The organism is Serratia proteamaculans (assembly GCF_008830365.1).
Lineage (GTDB): Bacteria > Pseudomonadota > Gammaproteobacteria > Enterobacterales > Enterobacteriaceae > Serratia > Serratia proteamaculans.
Map to the genome: position 1 here is coordinate 180,649 of NZ_WBKI01000008.1, position 18,249 is coordinate 198,897.

General features: G+C 57.0%; 15 protein-coding genes, 1 tRNA gene and 1 other RNA gene. 13 read left to right on the forward strand and 4 right to left on the reverse strand.

The genetic code is table 11. From position 1 onward, the window contains the following. Positions 1–2: 2 nt before the first annotated feature. A complete protein-coding gene (locus F8R23_RS21890) occupies positions 3–1,016 on the reverse strand; it encodes a TRAP transporter substrate-binding protein (protein ID WP_129937773.1) in 1,014 nt (337 codons plus the stop codon). Between the two features lie 322 nt (positions 1,017–1,338). Between F8R23_RS21890 and F8R23_RS21895 the strand changes: the two genes are divergently transcribed. After that, positions 1,339–2,787 (forward strand): alpha/beta hydrolase, encoded by a 1,449-nt coding sequence (locus F8R23_RS21895; protein WP_151416021.1) that lies wholly within the window; start codon positions 1,339–1,341, stop codon positions 2,785–2,787. On the opposite strand, the gene F8R23_RS21900 is transcribed toward F8R23_RS21895, so the two are convergent. Both F8R23_RS21900 and F8R23_RS21905 read right to left on the reverse strand, forming a co-directional pair. After that, positions 2,784–3,533, reverse strand: a complete 750-nt coding sequence (locus F8R23_RS21900) for an NAD-dependent epimerase/dehydratase family protein (RefSeq protein ID WP_112349405.1) — start codon at positions 3,531–3,533, stop codon at positions 2,784–2,786. The two genes, F8R23_RS21895 and F8R23_RS21900, sit on opposite strands and share 4 nt — an antisense overlap. Before the next feature lie 93 nt (positions 3,534–3,626). After that, positions 3,627–4,490: a LysR family transcriptional regulator gene (locus F8R23_RS21905; RefSeq protein ID WP_129937775.1), complete on the reverse strand. Its 864-nt coding sequence runs from the start codon at positions 4,488–4,490 to the stop codon at positions 3,627–3,629. Positions 4,491–4,604: 114 nt separating this feature from the next. Here F8R23_RS21905 and F8R23_RS21910 point away from each other — a divergent pair, with 114 nt between their 5' ends. From F8R23_RS21910 to F8R23_RS21925, 4 genes are all read left to right on the forward strand, one after another. Next, positions 4,605–5,363 (forward strand): SDR family NAD(P)-dependent oxidoreductase, encoded by a 759-nt coding sequence (locus tag F8R23_RS21910; RefSeq protein ID WP_151416022.1) that lies wholly within the window; start codon positions 4,605–4,607, stop codon positions 5,361–5,363. Between the two features lie 262 nt (positions 5,364–5,625). After that, entirely contained in the window at positions 5,626–7,485 is a 1,860-nt protein-coding gene (bglF, locus tag F8R23_RS21915) for a PTS beta-glucoside transporter subunit IIABC (RefSeq protein WP_129937776.1), read from the forward strand. Between the two features lie 14 nt (positions 7,486–7,499). After that, a complete protein-coding gene (locus F8R23_RS21920; RefSeq protein ID WP_151416023.1) occupies positions 7,500–8,903 on the forward strand; it encodes a glycoside hydrolase family 1 protein in 1,404 nt (467 codons plus the stop codon). A 127-nt stretch (positions 8,904–9,030) separates the two neighbouring features. Continuing rightward, a complete protein-coding gene (locus tag F8R23_RS21925) occupies positions 9,031–10,425 on the forward strand; it encodes a carbohydrate porin (protein WP_129936247.1) in 1,395 nt (464 codons plus the stop codon). 3 nt (positions 10,426–10,428) lie between these two features. Here the strand turns inward: F8R23_RS21925 and F8R23_RS21930 are convergent, their stop codons facing one another. Beyond that, positions 10,429–11,028, reverse strand: coding sequence for an HD domain-containing protein (locus F8R23_RS21930; protein WP_112349399.1), 600 nt, complete (start codon positions 11,026–11,028; stop codon positions 10,429–10,431). A gap of 111 nt (positions 11,029–11,139) precedes the next feature. On the opposite strand from F8R23_RS21930, the gene F8R23_RS21935 reads away from it, so the two are divergent. From F8R23_RS21935 to F8R23_RS21970, 8 genes are all read left to right on the forward strand, one after another. After that, the gene (locus F8R23_RS21935; RefSeq protein WP_129937779.1) at positions 11,140–11,604 is read left to right on the forward strand and encodes a MarR family winged helix-turn-helix transcriptional regulator; all 465 of its coding nucleotides are present in this window, start codon (positions 11,140–11,142) and stop codon (positions 11,602–11,604) included. 156 nt (positions 11,605–11,760) lie between these two features. Then, positions 11,761–12,186: an organic hydroperoxide resistance protein gene (locus F8R23_RS21940; RefSeq protein ID WP_004934114.1), complete on the forward strand. Its 426-nt coding sequence runs from the start codon at positions 11,761–11,763 to the stop codon at positions 12,184–12,186. Positions 12,187–12,410: 224 nt separating this feature from the next. Continuing rightward, the gene (eptB, locus tag F8R23_RS21945) at positions 12,411–14,105 is read left to right on the forward strand and encodes a kdo(2)-lipid A phosphoethanolamine 7''-transferase (protein WP_012004603.1); all 1,695 of its coding nucleotides are present in this window, start codon (positions 12,411–12,413) and stop codon (positions 14,103–14,105) included. A 120-nt stretch (positions 14,106–14,225) separates the two neighbouring features. Next, positions 14,226–14,816, forward strand: coding sequence for a response regulator transcription factor UhpA (gene uhpA, locus F8R23_RS21950; protein WP_017891232.1), 591 nt, complete (start codon positions 14,226–14,228; stop codon positions 14,814–14,816). Continuing rightward, complete coding sequence (gene uhpB / locus F8R23_RS21955; protein WP_129936315.1) at positions 14,816–16,357, forward strand: signal transduction histidine-protein kinase/phosphatase UhpB; 1,542 nt, start codon at positions 14,816–14,818, stop codon at positions 16,355–16,357. Before uhpA ends, uhpB begins: the two co-directional genes overlap by 1 nt. Before the next feature lie 94 nt (positions 16,358–16,451). Next, the gene (gene uhpC / locus F8R23_RS21960) at positions 16,452–17,783 is read left to right on the forward strand and encodes an MFS transporter (RefSeq protein ID WP_129936249.1); all 1,332 of its coding nucleotides are present in this window, start codon (positions 16,452–16,454) and stop codon (positions 17,781–17,783) included. Between the two features lie 119 nt (positions 17,784–17,902). Then, a tRNA-Pro gene (locus F8R23_RS21965) sits at positions 17,903–17,979 on the forward strand. Positions 17,980–18,012: 33 nt separating this feature from the next. Then, positions 18,013–18,141, forward strand: a non-coding RNA gene (locus tag F8R23_RS21970) — RtT sRNA. Positions 18,142–18,249 lie beyond the last annotated feature (108 nt).

Below are 18,249 nucleotides of genomic sequence, written 5' to 3' on the forward strand. Positions count from 1 at the left end.
CGTTACGGCTGCGCTGTGGCATGAATGGCATCCAGCACCGCTTTGGCCTGTGGATATTTCCCGCTAAATACCGCCTGAAGTGGCAGCGTTTGCTGACGGAAATAGTCGCGGTCGGTTTCGGTAAAGGTCACGCCGGCGGCTTTCAGTTTTTCCATCGCCTGAGCTTCTTTTTCCGCCGCGATTTTGCGTTCATAAACCGTGGCTTCGCTGGCTGCCGCCAACACCTCGGCTTGCAGTGGCTGCGGGATGCGTTGGAACGCCGCCTGGCTGATGGTGGCGACAATCGGGTTGTAGATATGGCGGGTCAGCGTGGCGTATTTGGCGATCTCGTAATACTTGCTGGTGTAGACCGTGGCAGCGTCATGTTCCACGCCGTCGATCACCCCCATCTGCAGCGCGGAATAGACTTCACCGCCGGGCATCGGGATCGCCGTGGCACCCATGCTTTTCAGCGTGGCGATAAAATTGGGTGCCGGCAGCACGCGTACTTTCATTCGGTTGAGATCGTGTGGCGACTGCAACGGCTTTTTACTGTAAATGTTGCGCGCGCCCAGGCTGAAGCCGTAGCCCAGTACCTTGATGTTGCTTTGTTTGGCCAGCATGGCGCTCAGTAGTTGGCCCGCCTGGCCATCCAGCGCCCGACCCAATTGCGGGTTATCGTTAAACAGATAACCCAGATCCAGCACGCCGATTTCCGGTACCAGCGTGCCCCAGATGGAGGTGCCGGAGATCATCATGTCGATCGCGCCAATACGCACCTGCTGGACGGCATCGGCCTCTTTGCCCAGCATGCCGTTGGGGAAATAGTTGAGGGCGATTTTGCCCGGCAGGCGCTGCTCCAGATTCTGTTTGAAGCGGTTAAACCAGATGGCGTGCGCGGAATATTCATCATCGGGCAGCGATGAATAGACCCGCAGGTTAACTTCGGCCGCATTGGCGCGCAGTGGCAAGATAAACAGCATAAATAACAGCGTGATAAACAGGCGCGGCGTTAAGCGGCATGTCAGTGATTTCATCAGCCTGGCTCCCGATCGCAGACGGCCTGCGATGCTGGTGGTGAAGATGATTTCCCCTGCGTGGCAAAGCTGTAGGGACAGGGGGAACGGGTACGATACTTTGTCTCTGGTCTTTCACTGTAACGTTTTAGTGTATCGTTACAGAAACCTACAAACATTCCGTCGGCAGATCAATTTTTATCCGCAAAAACGGCTGGGAAATGCGGGTTCTGTGAGCAAGTTCTAAAAATCGGTGGGTCACGGACGGCGCTCGCCGGGCTGCCCCTGCGGGCGTTTAACTTCTATAATCGCAGCTGGAATCACCGTAAATTCAGGAGTGGGCATGCCTTCCAGGGCGATAATTAAATGGACCAAACGGCTGACGATTGTGGCTGTCACTGTGTTGCTCACGCTGTTTGCGGTGCGCATTTATGATACTCAGAGCGGCCCGGCACTTGAGCCGTGGCATACCTTTGTGCCACACGAACTGTCGGCTGCCGAAATGGACAAGACCGACTGGCAGGGCTATCTGGCCGCAGAGAGCCGGGTGTTTGATGAGGTGAAGACCAACGTCACGGACAAACTTTCCGCCAGCGAACGCATCCCACTTAACCGCTACTTCGATGGCAGTCCGGTGTATCCGGAGCACTTTGCCCGCGACTGGAACCGTTCCTACGAATTGCTGCCGCAGGGTGAAGCGCGAGGTGCCGTGGTGCTGTTGCACGGCCTGACCGACGCCCCTTACAGCCTGCGGCACATTGCCGAGAATTACCGGCAGCAGGGTTATGTGGCGGTCGGCATTCGCCTGCCTGCGCACGGTACGGTACCGGGTGCCCTGACCGATATTGAATGGCAAGACTGGTTGGCGGCGACGCGGTTAGCAATACGTGAGGCGCGCAGCCAGGCCGGGGGCGACAAGCCGCTGCATATTGTGGGCTTTTCCAACGGCGGAGCGCTGGCGATGAAGTACGCGCTGGATGCATTGGACGATCCACAATTGGCTACACCGCAGCGATTGATCCTGATCTCACCGATGATCGGCGTCACCAGCTTTGCCCGCTTCGCCGGTATTGCCGGTTGGCCGGCGGTGTTCCCGGCGTTTGCCAAAGCCGCGTGGCTTGGGGTGCTGCCGGAATTTAATCCTTTTAAATACAATTCGTTCCCGGTAAATGGGGCACGCCAGTCCTATCTGCTCAGTAATGGTCTGCAACAGCAAATCGCCCGCGCGGCGCGTGACGGCAAGTTGGATAAATTAGCGCCGGTGCTGACCTTTCAGTCGGTAATGGATTCCACCGTCAGTACCCGAGCGGTGATCCGCGCGTTATATAACGAACTGCCGGCGAACGGCAGCGAACTGGTGCTGTTTGACGTCAATCGTACGGTGAACTTCGGCCCGTTACTGCGGCCAAACGCGGCGGCGGCGGTCAGCCAACTGTTACCTGCGCCTCCGCGCCGTTATCAGACCACGGTGATCGCCAACGCCTCACCGGAAAGCAGCGAGGCGATCGCCAGTGTGACACCGGCCGGGGCCACCACGCCAAGCGAGCAACCGCTGGGCATGACTTACCCGGCGGATATTTATTCGCTTTCGCACGTGGCGCTGCCGTTCCCGGTGAGTGATTCGCTGTATGGTCGGTTTCCGGCGCAGCGTGATGAGTTCGGTATTAGCCTGGGCACCCTTGCTGCGCGCGGCGAACGTTCCGTGCTGGTGGTCGATCTCGATTCGTTGATGCGCATTGCCTCCAACCCGTTTTTCCCCTACCTGTTGCAGCGCATCGATAGCAAACTCTAGGCGAAACCCAGGATGCTGAACGCATCGTCCTGCGGGTAGTAGCCAAGCAGGCGGCTGGTTTCCTCCAGCGACAGTCGCTTATAGCGGTTATTGGACACGCCGTGCACCACCGCATGGTGCACGCCTTCAATGCGCAGGCAACGTTCCAACAGATCGGCGGCGTCACGGTGGCTGAGAAAAGCGCTCATGTCACGGGCGCTGAGCTGCTCGCCGGGTTCCAGCGTGGTGAAGTTGGCGATGCGTACCGACAGGGCTGAAAGCCCTTCCTGATGAGCGAAATAGGCGGCGATACCTTCTCCAAAGGCTTTGCTGACGCCGTACATATTTTTCGGTTTGGGCGCGTCCTGTGGCCGAATCTGGTAATCCAGTGCATAGCCTTCCACTGCCTGCGCACTGCTGGCGAAGACTACCCGTTTACAGCCGGCGTCTTTCGCCGCCCGGAAAATATTGAAGGTACCGAGGATGTTGTTATCCATCAGCGAATGGCAAAAGTCCGCATCGGGCGAGGGATCGGCCGCCAGATGCAGCACGGTGTCAATATTGGCGCAGGCCGCACGACAGGCTTCGATATCGGCGATATCGAAGCTGATCACCTCATCGCCAGGCAGCAGATCGGTCAGCCGATCGAGGTTTTTTTCCGCCAGCCGTAGCTGATAGCGATTTCCCACCGATTGACGGAATGCCGTCGCCACCCGGCCACCCGCGCCGGTAATCAGAATTCGTCCAAATTCAGTACGCAAAGTCATGATCTTAGCCAGTCCCTAAAGTCCATTATGTCGTGACCAGTAATAATCCGCCGCGTAAGATTTGTCCAGTATCAAATTAGCATGACTTATGTTTCAGCGTGTCAGTGGGCATTTTTCTCCGATGATATCAGTCAGAAAAGTCATCACCGCGCGCACGGCCGTTGAGCGCGCCAAATCCGGGTAAGTGACCAGCCACAGTTCGCGGGTTGGCGCAGCGATTGAAGTGGGCAGCGTCACCATATCTGGGTCGCTATCGGCGACAAACGTCGGCAATACCACCGCCCCAAGTCCCGATCGTGCCGCTTCCTGGAGCGAGAACAGATCGCTGGCCTGAAATACCACCGGGCGGCCCTGCAACAGCTGTTGTAGCCACTGCTGATGCGGTTGGTTTTGGTAGTGGTGGTCGTAGCCGATAAATGCCCGCGCTGACTCCGGCAGGGCGGCGTGCTGCGGCGTGGCGTACAATGCGTAGCGCATCATGCCGATACGTTGCACCAGCAGATCCGGTTGTTGTGGGCGCACCATACGCACCGCGACTTCGGCGTCACCGCGATCCAGCTCGGCGATTGCCGATTCGCCGGAGAGTATCAGCGTAATATGCGGAAAAGTATGATGAAATTTCGCAATCTGTGGGGCGATAACCCGTGCGGCAATCGACGGCGGCGCGCTGATACGCACCTGAGTTTGCGGCGTCTCACCGGCGCTGCGCGCATGGCGGACAATGGCGTGGCTTTGATTTTCGATGTCGGCCGCCAGCCCGGCAATCATTCTGCCGTCCTGCGTCAGCGGCGTACTGCGTGGCAGACGCAGGATCAGTCCCAAGCCGAGCGCCTTCTCCAGCGCCGCCACCCGTCGGCCTACCGTGGCGTGATCGCAGCCCAGCTCCCGCGCCGCTGCCGACAATGAACCGGTGCGTGCCAGCACCACGAAGTGTTTTAAATCCTGCCAATCGAACATTAGTGAATTCCTGCACAGTATTGCCGCGAATTTATGGAATATTCACACAGACTGGGACGTGATTCAATGACGTTATCTTTGTAACCAGGTTGAATTATTCAATTAGGATATCTTATGAATTTGCATCTGCAGGGGCGTATCGCGTTGGTGACGGGTGCCAGCGAAGGGATTGGCGCAGGTATGGTTCGGGTATTGACGGCGCAGGGGGGGATTGTGGTGGCGACGGCGCGCCGGGAAGACCGTTTGCAGACCCTGGCGGATGAGGTTGAGCAAGCCGGTGGCATACGGCCCTATGTAATCGCGGCAGATATCACCCAGACACAGGCGCTCGATAGCATGCTGGCGCTGGCGATACAGCAGTTCGGGACCATCGATATTGTGATTAATGCAGTGGGTGGTGCCCGCCCGACTTCACTGAGCGAAGGTGACGCGGGTTGGGAAGAGGCGTTTGCCCTGAACTTTACCCCGGCGCGTCGGATAACCCATGCGTTGCTTCCCCGCATGCAGGCTCAGGGCTGGGGACGTGTGATTAACATCAGCGGCTCGATGGAGCCGCGTAGCCTGAACGCGGCCACTGCCGCCAAAGGGGCATTGCATCTGTGGGCCAAGGGGTTGGCAGGCGAAGTGGCGGCGCAAGGGATTACCGTCAATACGCTGCAGCCTGGGCGGATTAATAGCGAACAGGTGCGTGAAAAACTGCACCCGACCGAGGCTGCGCGCCAGGCGTTTATCAAACAAAACATCCCGATTGGCTACTTTGGTGAGCCGGAGGATATGGCCTATCTGGCCGCGTTTCTTTGTTCCCCGCAGGCGCGCTATATCACCGGAGCGGTGATCCCGGTAGACGGCGGCATGCATTATTTCGCTCACTGAAGCCGTTTTGCCCGCCGGATCACAGTTCGGTAATTTGCCGGGGCAAAGCCTTGCCCCACTGAAAAGCACAGTGTTAACGTCTTAGCTCAGCCGATTTAGGGTTGTCACTGCTCCGGCAGGCAAAACCTAAACCTCGTGCTTCTGTCCCCCTGGTGGGAGCAGAGGCCATGAGGTTTAGGTTTTTTTTTGCGCTGAATTTCGTGACGACGATTGGCCATCGCGGCACTGAGGTTGGCAGAACGTAGATTCTAAGGGTAACACTATGAAATATGAACAATTAGCCAGTGAGATCTTGGCCGGCGTCGGTGGCCGCGACAACGTGAGGAGTCTGGTGCACTGCGCCACCCGCCTGCGTTTCAAGCTATGTGACAGCCAGCGTGCCGATGCCGCGGCACTGAAAAAGAATCCCGGTGTGATCATGGTAGTGGAAAGCGGCGGGCAGTTTCAGGTGGTGGTGGGTAACCACGTGGCGGAGGTCTATCACGCGGTCAATCAGGCCGGCGCGCTGGGCGATGGCGCGGTGGCGGAGGATGACGGCAAAAAGGAAAACCTGTTCAGTCGCTTTATTGACGTGGTGTCCGGTATTTTTACGCCGCTGCTGGGGGTGATGGCCGCTTCGGGGATCCTGAAAGGTTTTCTGGCGTTGAGCCTGGCCTGCGGCTGGCTGCTGGAGAGTGGTGGCAGTTTTAAAATGCTGTTTGCTACCAGTGACGCGCTGTTCTATTTCCTGCCGATCATGCTCGGCTATACCGCCGGGAAAAAGTTTGGCGGTAATCCGTTCATTACCATGGCGATTGGTGGGGCTCTGACCCACCCGCTGATGATGGCGGCATTTGAAGCGGCACAGCAGCCAGACGCGGTGCGCGAGTATTTCTTCGGCATTCCGCTGACCTTTATCAATTACAGCTCGTCGGTGATCCCAATTATTTTTGCCGCCTGGATCTCGTGCCGGCTGGAGCCGCTGTTTAATCGGGTGATCCACAGCGCGCTGCGCAATTTTATTACGCCGCTGCTGTGCCTGGTGGTCACCGTGCCCTTGACCTTCCTGCTGATCGGCCCGGCAGCCACCTGGCTCAGCCATTTGCTGGCCAACGGTTTTCAGACCATCTACGGATTTAACCCGATTATTGCCGGTGCCTTTATGGGGGCGATGTGGCAGGTGTGTGTGATCTTCGGTCTGCATTGGGGACTGGTACCCTTGATGATCAATAACCTGAGCGTGCTCGGCCGCGACACCATGGTGCCGTTGTTGCTGCCGGCGGTGATGGGGCAGGTGGGTGCCTCGTTGGGCGTCATGCTGCGTACCCGCGATGCCAAACTGCGGGCTCTGGCCGGTTCCGCCATCGGTGCCGGGGTGTTTGGCATCACCGAGCCGGCGGTTTATGGCGTGACCCTACCGAATAAACGGCCGTTTATTTTCGGCTGCATCGGCGGTGCGCTAGGTGGCGCGGTGATCGGCTATTTCCATACCGCCACCTATTCCTTTGGTCTGGTGAACATCTTTACCTTTGCGCAGATTATTCCTGCCAGCGGCTTCGATGCCACGGTGTGGGGCGCGATTGTCGGCACCTTGCTGTCATTTTGTTTCGCGGCGGTGGCCAGCTATCTGTTCGGTGTGGTCCCCGTAGAGGCCGCCGTGGAGCCGGCACCTGTCGCACCGCTTAACCGTAAACAGTTTGTCGTCAGCCCGATTGCCGGCGAAGTGATGTCGCTGGAGCAGGTTAACGACGCCACCTTCGCCAGCGGGTTGCTGGGCAAGGGAGTGGCGATAGTGCCGCTGCAAGGGCGGGTGGTCGCGCCGGTTGCCGGGCGTGTGGCCTCGCTGTTTAAAACCAAACACGCCATCGGTATTGAGTCTGACGAGGGCGCAGAGATTTTAATTCACGTCGGCATAGATACCGTCAAGCTTGATGGGCTGCATTTCACTGCCCATGTGCAAGAGGGCGATCGGGTTAACCCGGGCGATCTGCTGATTGAGTTTGACCAGGTGGCGATCCGCGCCGCCGGCTTTGATACCACCACGCCGATCATCATCAGCAACAGCGATGACTACGTCGACGTGCTGACCAGCGGCCAGGGCAGGGTGCAGGAACAGGCGCCGCTGCTGACTTTATTAGGTTAACCGAGGAGAAAGCGATGAGCAGCAAATTTCCAGACCATTTTCTGTGGGGCGGCGCAGTGGCGGCCAATCAGGTGGAAGGGGCTTATCAGACCGACGGCAAGGGGCTGTCGACCTCTGATTTGCAGCCGCAGGGCATCTTCGGCGCGATTACGCCACGGGTTGACGGCGACAGCGGCATCAAGGATGTGGCGATCGACTTTTATCATCGTTATCCGCAGGACATCGCGTTGTTCGCTGAAATGGGCTTCAAGTGCCTGCGTATCTCCATCGCCTGGACGCGTATTTTCCCGCAGGGCGATGAGGAGGCTCCGAACGAAGCCGGGCTGGCGTTCTATGATCGGCTGTTCGACGAAATGGCCAGGTACGGCATTCAGCCGTTGGTCACTTTGTCGCATTACGAAATGCCCTACGGGCTGGTGAAGCAATACGGCGGCTGGGGCAACCGCAAGACTATCGGCTTTTTCGAGCACTACGCGCGCACGGTGTTCGAACGCTATAAGCACAAGGTGCAGCACTGGCTGACCTTTAACGAGATCAATATGTCGCTGCATGCACCCTTTACCGGCGTCGGTTTGGCGGAAGACAGTAGCAAAAGCGAGATTTATCAGGCGATCCACCATCAGCTGGTGGCCAGTGCCAGGGCGGTAAAAGCCTGTCATGAGATTGTGCCGGGCGGCAAAATCGGCAATATGCTGCTGGGCGGTATTCTCTATCCGCTGAGCTGCAAACCGGAAGACGTGCTGGAAACCCAGCGCCAGAACCGCGACTGGTTGTTCTTTGGTGATGTACAGGCGCGCGGCGGCTACCCGGCGTATATGCGACGTTACTTCCGTGAAAACGGCATTCAGGTCGAGATCACCGCCGAAGATCAACAGGCATTGCGCGAGACCATCGATTTTATCTCCTTCAGCTATTACATGAGCGGCTGTGTCACCACCGACGAGGCCCAGAACAACACTGCCCGGACCAACATTCTCAATATGGTGCCGAACCCGCATTTGGCCAGTTCGGAGTGGGGTTGGCAGATCGACCCGGTTGGCCTGCGTTATCTGCTCAATGTGCTGTACGACCGCTACCAGAAGCCGCTGTTTATTGTGGAGAACGGCCTGGGAGCCAAGGACCGTGTCGAGGCCGACGGCAGCATCAACGACGACTACCGCATCAATTATCTCAACGACCATCTGGTGCAGGTGGCGGAGGCGATTGACGATGGCGTGGAGGTGATGGGTTACACCAGTTGGGGGCCGATAGACCTGGTCAGCGCCTCTAAGGCCGAGATGTCCAAGCGTTACGGCTTTATTTATGTCGACCGCGACGATGCCGGCAACGGGAGCCTGGAGCGCCGCCGTAAAAAGAGTTTCTACTGGTATCGTGATGTGATCCAGAGTAACGGTAACAGTCTGAAAAACAAAGCTTAAACTTTATCACCCCACCCGGTGGCAACCGCCGGGTTATTACCTTTATCTACTGCTGCCAATTATGGGAAATTCTCGCCCAGGGAATGCTGTTGCCCGCAGTCAGCGTAACAGGCGGAGAAATATAATAATGAAATATCCATTACCTCACTCTATGACACTCGCCTTGCTCTTGCTGACCTGCAGCGGCGCGCAGGCAGAAACTTTGCAAAGCGCCAAGGACGTGGAGGCACCCACCGCCAAATGGCAAGGCGTCGCGCTCGGGTTTGAACCGCCGCAGCCAGGGCTGTTGGGCGATATGCTGGGGATCAGACCGATCCTGGAAGATCATGGCTTTCACTATAATCTGGGGTATCTCAGCCAGATTTCCTATAACGCCGACGGTGGCTATAACCACGATAAGCAGCTGTCCTATATCGATCAGTTCTCGCTGACCTTCAGCCAGGACTTGCAGGCGCTGACCGGTATCCCGGATGCGGCGCTTGAAGGCAATATCGTTAACCGTAACCATGATAACAACCTGACGCGCGATCGCTTGCAGGACCCGCGTGTTAATCCGACTGACCTGTCGCAGGAAAGCTATGGTGGCCAGTCGATCACCCGACTGGGCTGGCTGACCTTTAGCCGCAGCTTCCTCGATCGCCGGCTGCAATGGCGTATCGGCATGATGAACAAGGTGCAGGACTTCGACCAGATCATTCCCTGCGATTTCCAGACGCTGACGCTGTGCGGCGGCAAGTCTGCCAACTCACTGACCTGGTATAACTGGAACGTCCACTACTGGGGCACCACCCTGCAATATAAACTGACTGACGGGCTGACCTTCAAAACCGGCGTGATGGAGCAAAACCCGCAGGCACCAAGCCGCAGTCATGCCTGGAGTGGGTCGACCAAGGGCAGTAAAGGCATGCTGTTACCGATGGAGTTGGAACTGAAGACCAACGCGGTCAATCAGTTGCCGGGGGTCTACAATATTGGCGTGCTGTTCACCAATGCCAGCCAGCAGGATTTGTACGAGGGGGTTTCCGGCGGCCCGGGGGCGAGCGATCCAAACGGCTACCGCAGCCACGATCGCACCTGGTTTCTGTATAGCGGTTTTAACCAGCAGGTCACGCGCCACCCGGATGACGCCAATCGCGGTCTGAGCCTGTTCTACAGCCTGGGGCTGGCGGATCAGCGCTCCAACTATATGCATTACTCCACTTCGACCGGTATCCGCTATCGCGGGCTGTTTGACGCACGGCCAGACGACTGGCTGGGTCTGGGGGTGTCCATGGTCAAGCTGAGCAACCATTACCGGGATAACCAGCGCTACCTGAATCAAGTCAACAACGCTACCGGGTATAACGATCCCAACTATCACCCGGTACCGGGGCATTCGGTGACGGCAGAACTCTATTACCGCTTCAACGTCACCCCGTGGCTGCAACTGCAGCCAGGCGTACAATATTGGCACCATCCGGCGGGCGTCAACGAAACTCAGGACGCCTGGGTGACGGCGCTGAAAACGGTGGTGACTTTCTGACGACTACGCCGCATCGCTTTCCCGGTAACGCTGGCGTGCATGTTCGAACCAGCTTGCCGGGACGTTATGTGGCGGCAACTGCAGCCTTTCCAGCCCTTTTTCGACGATATGATGCGCCTGTTGCCACAGCGTCGGATCACCTTCGGTCAACACTTCCAGCAGCCGTTGCTTTTCGATCAGATAGGTTCGGGCGAAATGACTGTCATAGTCCAGCAGTGAGCGGGTGTTGTCGATCAGGTCCGCCAGCTTGATGGTCTTGGCCTGCGGTGAAGCCTTGGCGCTGTGGTGTCGATCGCGATTTTTACGCTCGAAGCGGTTGCCGTCGCCGCTGCCGCTGACGTTGGTCAGCATTGCCACCAGGGCTGCGACCTGTGGCCCAAAGTGGCTTTCGATATCGCCGAGGGTGGTGGGCGTATCCTCTACCGTGTCGTGCAACCAGGCGGCGGCCAGCATCTCTTCACTGTGCGGTACGCTGCTGACGATTTCCATTACCGCCTGCGGGTGAACAATGTAGGGGTCATTGGTGTATTTGCGGCGCTGATCGATGGCCGCATGCGCCTTGGTGGCGTAGCGGCGCGCGCGTTCTGTCAGTGTGTCTGTCATATCCTTTTCCTCCACACAGCACCTCGCTGTGGCATCCCCTGCTTTTAACAAGGTAGCATACTGGCTAAAAAATAGTTTGCGATTACATCGTGCACTATCTATATTCAGAACATGAAAACCGAAAACACCGAACAACCCGAGACGAAAAACCTGCTGCTGCTCGACCAGCAACTGTGTTTTGCCCTGTACTCCGCCAACCTGGCGCTGAACAAGGTGTACCGTAAATTGCTGAGCCGGCTTGAACTCACCTATCCGCAATACCTGGTGATGCTGGTGCTGTGGGAAGGGGATGAAATCAGGGTTACGGACATTGGCGAACGGCTGTTTCTTGATTCCGCCACCCTGACACCGCTGCTGAAACGGCTGGAAATTGCCGGGCTGCTGGTGCGTTACCGCGCCACCACCGATGAGCGGCAGGTGATTATTGCGTTAACCGATGCCGGCCGTGCATTACGTGAGAAAGCGCAGTCGGTACCGGAAGCCGTAATGTGCGCTACCGATTGCAGCCTCGACGAAATCGTTAATATCAAACAGCAGTTGGAAAAGCTGCGTGGCAAGCTGATCAATCAGCTCTGACTCCCGGTACCGGACGCAGGATCGGCCTTGATGGACTACACTGGAAGTAAGCAGTAAATATATAGCGTGCGATTTAATCGCGAAAGATATACCAATGACGGCGTTTTGCCTGCAAGAACCGCCGTCTAGCCTCCAACCAGAAAGAAGGAATGATGTATGTCGATTGAAAAAGTTGTGTACCGTGCTCATGCCACAGCAACCGGTGGCCGCGATGGCCGTGCGACCTCATCTGACGGCGTGTTGGATGTCAAACTGGGCGTGCCGAAAGAAATGGGCGGCGCGGGCGGTGAAGTCACCAACCCGGAACAGTTGTTTGCTGCCGGTTATTCGGCCTGCTTCCTCGGTGCACTGAAGTTTGTCGCGGCGAAAGAAAAAGTGAAGATCCCGGCCGAAGCCAAAATTGACGGCACCGTGGGTATTGGCGAAATCCCCAACGGCTTCGGTATCGAAGTGCAGTTGGATATCTCTCTGCCGGGCATCGAGCGCAGCGTGGCGGAAGACCTGGTGAAAAAAGCCCACGTGGTCTGCCCTTATTCCAACGCCACCCGCGGCAATATTGATGTAACGCTTAACGTTAAGTAAGATTTCCGCCAATATCGCGGAACAAATGGAGGGTTCAGCCCTCCATTTCTCGTCTCGCCCCCCTTTATTCCTTGCACAAAAAATGGCAAAAATGGTTATTTTGTGAGAATTCTCTTGATTCTTACCCCCAAAATAGCGCTTATTGCCGATCGGCTGAACCTGCGGCCGCATCGAATGTCTGACTGACTTCAGAACTGTTAAAGCCCCCGGAGCCACCGCGTTACATGAACAAAGTTAAATCGCTATCACAGCAGAATTTATCGTTATTGTTAGCGATCTATATCGGCATCTTTTTGAACCTTTCCGTTTTCTATCGTCGCTTTGATTCGTTTTCGCACGGCATTCAGGGGATTAAGGTCATTTCTGCGGTAACCGAGGTTATCGCCATCGTTCTGTTCACCTTCTTTATTATGCGGCTGGTCTCGCTCGGCGGCCGGCTGTTCTACCGCATCATTGCCTCGCTATTGGTGCTGATTTCCGTGGCTGCCAGCTATTACATGACGTTTTTCAACGTGGTGATCGGCTACGGCATTGTGGTGTCGGTGATGACCACCGATATCGACCTGTCGAAAGAAGTGGTCGGTATGCACTTCGTGCTGTGGATGGTAGTGCTCAGCGCATTGCCGCTGCTGTGCATCTGGAAAAACAACCTGCGTTATACCTTGATCGAACAGCTGAAAACGCCCGGACACCGGATCAAACCCCTGGTGGTGCTGGTGGCGGTGGTGGCGCTGGTCTGGGTGCCGCTGCGTATGCTGGATAACGAGCAAAGCGCGCAGGAAAAAATCACCAATGTGGATTTGCCAAGCTATGGTGGCGTGGTTGCACATTCCTATTTGCCATCCAACTGGCTGTCTGCGTTGGGTCTGTTTGCCTACACCCGTTATGACGAAAGTCAGGATCAGGCCAATTTGTTCGACCCGGCCAAGAACTTTACCTATGTTGCACCGGCCGATATTGATGATACCTACGTGGTGTTTATCATTGGTGAAACCACACGCTGGGATCACATGGGTATTCTCGGCTACGACCGTGACACTACGCCACGGCTGTCCAAAGAGAAAAATCTGGTGGCGTTCCGCGGCACGTCTTGTGATACCGCGACCAAACTCTCACTGCGCTGTATGTTCGTGCGGGAAGGCGGCACGGCAGATAACCCGCAACGGACTCTGAAAGAGCAAAACGTGTTCGCGGTAATGAAAGATCTGGGCTTCACCTCCGAGCTGTTCGCCATGCAGAGTGAGGTTTGGTTCTATAACAACACCGAAGTGAACAACTATTCGTTCCGCGAGATGATCGCCTCCGAAAAGCGCAACGACGGCAAATCGGTTGACGATATGCTGCTGGTGGATGAAATGAAGGAGTCGCTGGCCCGTTATCCCAAGGGCAAGCATCTGGTGATCCTGCACACCAAGGGCTCACATTATCTCTATTCCCAGCGTTATCCGCGTAGCTACGCGCGTTATCAGCCGGAGTGTATCGGCGTTGACGATTTCTGCTCCAAAGATCAGTTGGTTAACGCCTTTGATAACTCGGTGCTGTATACCGACAGCTTTATCGCCAATGTGATTGATCAGGTACGCGAGAAGAAGGCGATTGTGTTCTATTCTTCCGATCACGGCGAATCGATCGGCGAGAATTCACACCTGCACGGCACGCCGCGTGAAATGGCGCCGGTGGAGCAGTTCCGCGTGCCAATGATGGTATGGGCATCCGACAAGTTCCTGGAAGACCCACAGCATCGCGGTGCGTTTGAGCAATTGCAGGCGCAGCAGCGAGTTGGCAAGACCCACCGCCATGTTGAGCTGTTCGATACTATTCTCGGCTGCCTCGGGTATACCTCGCCGAACGGCGGCATCGTGGCAAAAAACAACTGGTGCGATATTCCGCAGGAAAAAGCGTCGCCAAGCGAGCTGTAACCTCTTCAATACCGGGCGCACTGCGCCCGGTAAAATCTGTTAATACCTTCCCTTCATCAACTAATCCGGCTCAGGCTTGCGGTATACTTGCGCACTTTCCCCCTCGGACCGGAGATTTCCATGACCTTGCGCGTGGCGTTTATTGACGATCATGACATTGTGCGATCGGGCTTTGTGCAACTGCTGTCGCTGGAGCCGGATATTCAGGTGGTCGGCGAGTTCAGCAGCGCGGCTCAGGCACGCGCCGGCCTGCCCGGTCTGGAGGCGGAAATCTGCATCTGTGATATTTCGATGCCGGACGGCAGCGGACTGGATTTACTGGCGGATATTCCCTCCGGTATTCGGGTGGTGATGCTGTCGATGCATGACAACCCGGCGCTGGTGGAGCTGGCGCTGGAACGCGGTGCCTGTGGTTTTTTGTCAAAACGCTGCAAGCCGGAAGATTTGATCACCGCGGTACGTACCGTCGCCAGCGGTGGCGTGTACCTGATGCCTGAAATCGCCCAGCAGCTGGCGCGGGTGAAGGTGGACCCCCTGACTCGTCGTGAACGTGAAATCGCGCTGTTGCTGGCGCAAGGGCAGGAGGTGCGGGAGATTGCCGCTGCGTTGGGACTGTCACCGAAAACGGTACACGTGCATCGTGCCAATCTGTTTGCCAAGCTGGGTATCAATAACAACGTTGAACTGGCGAAGCGGATGCTGAACCTGTGATGCAACGCCTGATCACCCAACTGGCGCTGTTTTTTATCTATGCGACCAGCGCATTTTGCCTGTGGGGCATCGGCACCGCGCTGATCGACCCGCCGTGGCAGGCGATGTTGCTGTTCCCGTTTGGCCTGCGTATGGGCATTCTGCTGCAAAGCCCTTATCGCTTCTGGCCGGGTATCCTGCTGGCCGATCTGCTGCTGATGGTGGTGCTGGCAGATCAGTTCGGTTACGGCCCGGCGCTGTGGGCTTCGGTGGTGGTGCTGGTGTTGACGGTATTGCTCAGCCTGGTGGCTTCCCCCTGGTTGTTGCGGCATCAGGAAAGCGACAGCGAATGGCAATGGCCTTTGATGCAGGGCGCGGTGGTGGCAGTGGCCGCTTTACTGCAAGCGCTGGTGTGGCAACTGGTGAACGGTGAGGGTGCCCGTGCGCTGCTGCTCGGGCTGGCGGGCGGCTTTACCATTGCCCCGACCTGTCTGCTGCTGTGGCACTACCTGGCGCGGCAGATCTGGGTCCCGCTCGAGCCGGGTCTGATCCATAAGCCGGTGACGCTGCGGTTGCGCCATCTGGCCAGCTATTTGCTGCTGTTTGCTCTCAGTATCTGGCTGCAACAGCAGGTTAATGCCGCCGAGCTGCGCCGCTTTGCACCCTTCTGTCTGGCCATCCCGATCGTCTTTATGTCTTATCGCTACGGCTGGCAGGGTGCGCTGCTGGCGACGTTGCTCAATGGCGTGGTGCTGGTGGCCAACGAACCGCCACAGCCCGAATCACACCGCGATTTGCTGTTGTCGTTGCTGGCCCAGAGCCTGACCGGCCTGCTGCTTGGCGCGGGTATTCAACGCCAGCGCGAACTGAACCAGCAACTGCGGCTGCGGTTGACGGAAAATCGCCAACTGGCGCGCGCGCTGGTCACGGCAGAAGAGCAGACCCGGCGGGAAGTGGCGCGGGAGCTGCACGACGAGGTCGGTCAAACCATTACCGTAATCCGTACCCAGGCCAGTATTATCAAGCGGTTGGCGCCGCAGCCGCAGGTGATGGGCTGCGCCGAGGCGATAGATACGCTGGCGCTGCGGGTGTATGACGGCGTGCACGATGTGCTGACCCAACTGTGGCCGGCCGCGCTGAATAATTTGCCACTTTCGGCGGCGGTGGCGGCGATGCTGCGTGAATCCTTGCCACAGGATGCGTCACTGGTGAGCGTGATGCAGTGGCAGGTGCCGGATGAACTGCTGGATGAGACGCTGAAAATCACTCTGTATCGGGTGTGTCAGGAAGGAGTGACCAACGTTTGTCGTCACGCTGCCGCCAGCCGCATTGAGCTGGATGCGCGTCTTCGCCAGCGTAAAGGACGGTTGCCGCAAGTGCTGCTGACCATTCGCGATAACGGCGTCGGTATCGATCTGGCCAATCATGAGCCGGGTTATGGCCTGCGCGGCATGCAGGAACGCATCAGCGCACTGGGCGGCCGCCTGCGGCTGACGTCGGAGAATGGCTCCTGTTTGAATGTGATCTTACCCACAGTTTCACCGGCGGAAGGGCCAAACTAGGAAATACTCCTAGCCGCGTCGGGAATCCGGCGTAAGTCATTTTCGCGCGCGCGCAGCATGATAGCGGCACTTTTCATATTCTCTGAGGTTTCACATGTGGTCTTTCCTTAAAAGCCGCGACGATGTGCCGCCGGTTACCGATCAAAAACAGATCGATGCCAGCTATAAATACTGGCGTATCCAGCTGATGTGGACGATGTACATCGGCTATGCCGCGTTTTACTTCACGCGCAAAAGCTTCAACTTCATTATGCCGGCGATGCTGAGCGACCTTGGCCTGACGATGTCCGACGTTGGCATCCTCGGCACGCTGTTCTATATCACTTACGGTTGCTCGAAGTTTATCTCAGGCATGATCAGCGATCGTTCCAACCCACGCTATTTTATGGGGTTGGGCCTGATCATGACCGGCATACTCAATATCTTCTTCGGCCTCAGCTCTTCGCTGTTGATGCTGGGCACACTGTGGATCCTCAACGCCTTCTTTCAGGGCTGGGGCTGGCCACCTTGTTCAAAAATCCTCACCAGCTGGTATTCGCGCTCCGAGCGCGGCGGTTGGTGGGCGATCTGGAACACCTCGCATAACTTTGGCGGTGCGCTGATCCCATTGCTGGTCGGTTTTATCTCGCTGCACTTCAGCTGGCGCTACGGCATGATTATTCCGGGCATTATCGGCGTGGTGTTGGGCCTGCTGATGTGCTGGCGCCTGCGTGACAAGCCGTCCACCATGGGGCTGCCTAGCGTGGGTAAATGGCGTAACGACGCCATGGAACTGGTGCAGGAATCGGAAGGTCAGGGGCTGACTAACCGCGAAATCATCAAGCGTTATGTGTTGACCAACAAGTATATCTGGCTGCTGGCGGTGTCCTATGTGCTGGTGTACATCGTGCGTACGGCCATCAATGACTGGGGCAACCTGTACCTGACCCAGGAGAAAGGCTATTCGCTGATGACCGCCAACTCGGCGATTTCCCTGTTCGAAGTGGGTGGTTTTATCGGCTCGTTGGTAGCCGGTTGGGGCTCTGACAAACTGTTCCGCGGTAACCGTGGGCCAATGAACCTGATCTTCGCCATCGGTATCTTCCTGTCGGTTGCGGCGCTGTGGATCATGCCGGGAGTCACCTTCCTGCTGCAGGCCGCCTGCTTCTTTGCTATCGGCTTCTTTATCTTTGGTCCGCAGATGCTGATCGGCATGGCGGCGGCGGAATGTTCGCACAAGGATGCTGCCGGGGCGGCGACCGGCTTTGTCGGCCTGTTTGCTTACCTGGGTGCCGCGTTGTCCGGCTACCCAATTGCGCGGATTATGGAAATTTGGCACTGGAACGGTTTCTTCGTGGTGATTTCCATCGCCGCCTGTTTGTCTGCGCTGTTCCTGTTGCCGTTCTTACGCGCCCAATCTCCGGCGCTGAAAACGGCTAAGGCATAATGAAAAAGCGCGTTGCAGGCTGCTATAGCGCGCTTTATGCCGATTTTATCACCACTTGATGTGTCGGGACGAGAAAGTGATTGACGCGTATTATCGTCAGCAGTAACATGCGCCCGCATCGGCGAGTAGCGCAGCTTGGTAGCGCAACTGGTTTGGGACCAGTGGGTCGGAGGTTCGAATCCTCTCTCGCCGACCACATTTAAGAAACCTGCTTTTTAAGCAGGTTTTTTTTCGCCTGGCGTTCAAGAGGATGAGCACCTCCGAAGGAGGTTTGAGCCGAGCGTAGCGAGACAACGTTGCTTTAGCAACGGCCCGCAGGGCGGCATCGCAGATGCAAGTAATCCTCTCTCGCCGACCACATTTAAGAAACCTGCTTTTTAAGCAGGTTTTTTTTCGCCTGGCGTTCAAGAGGATGAGCACCTCCGAAGGAGGTTTGAGCCGAGCGTAGCGAGACAACGTTGCTTTA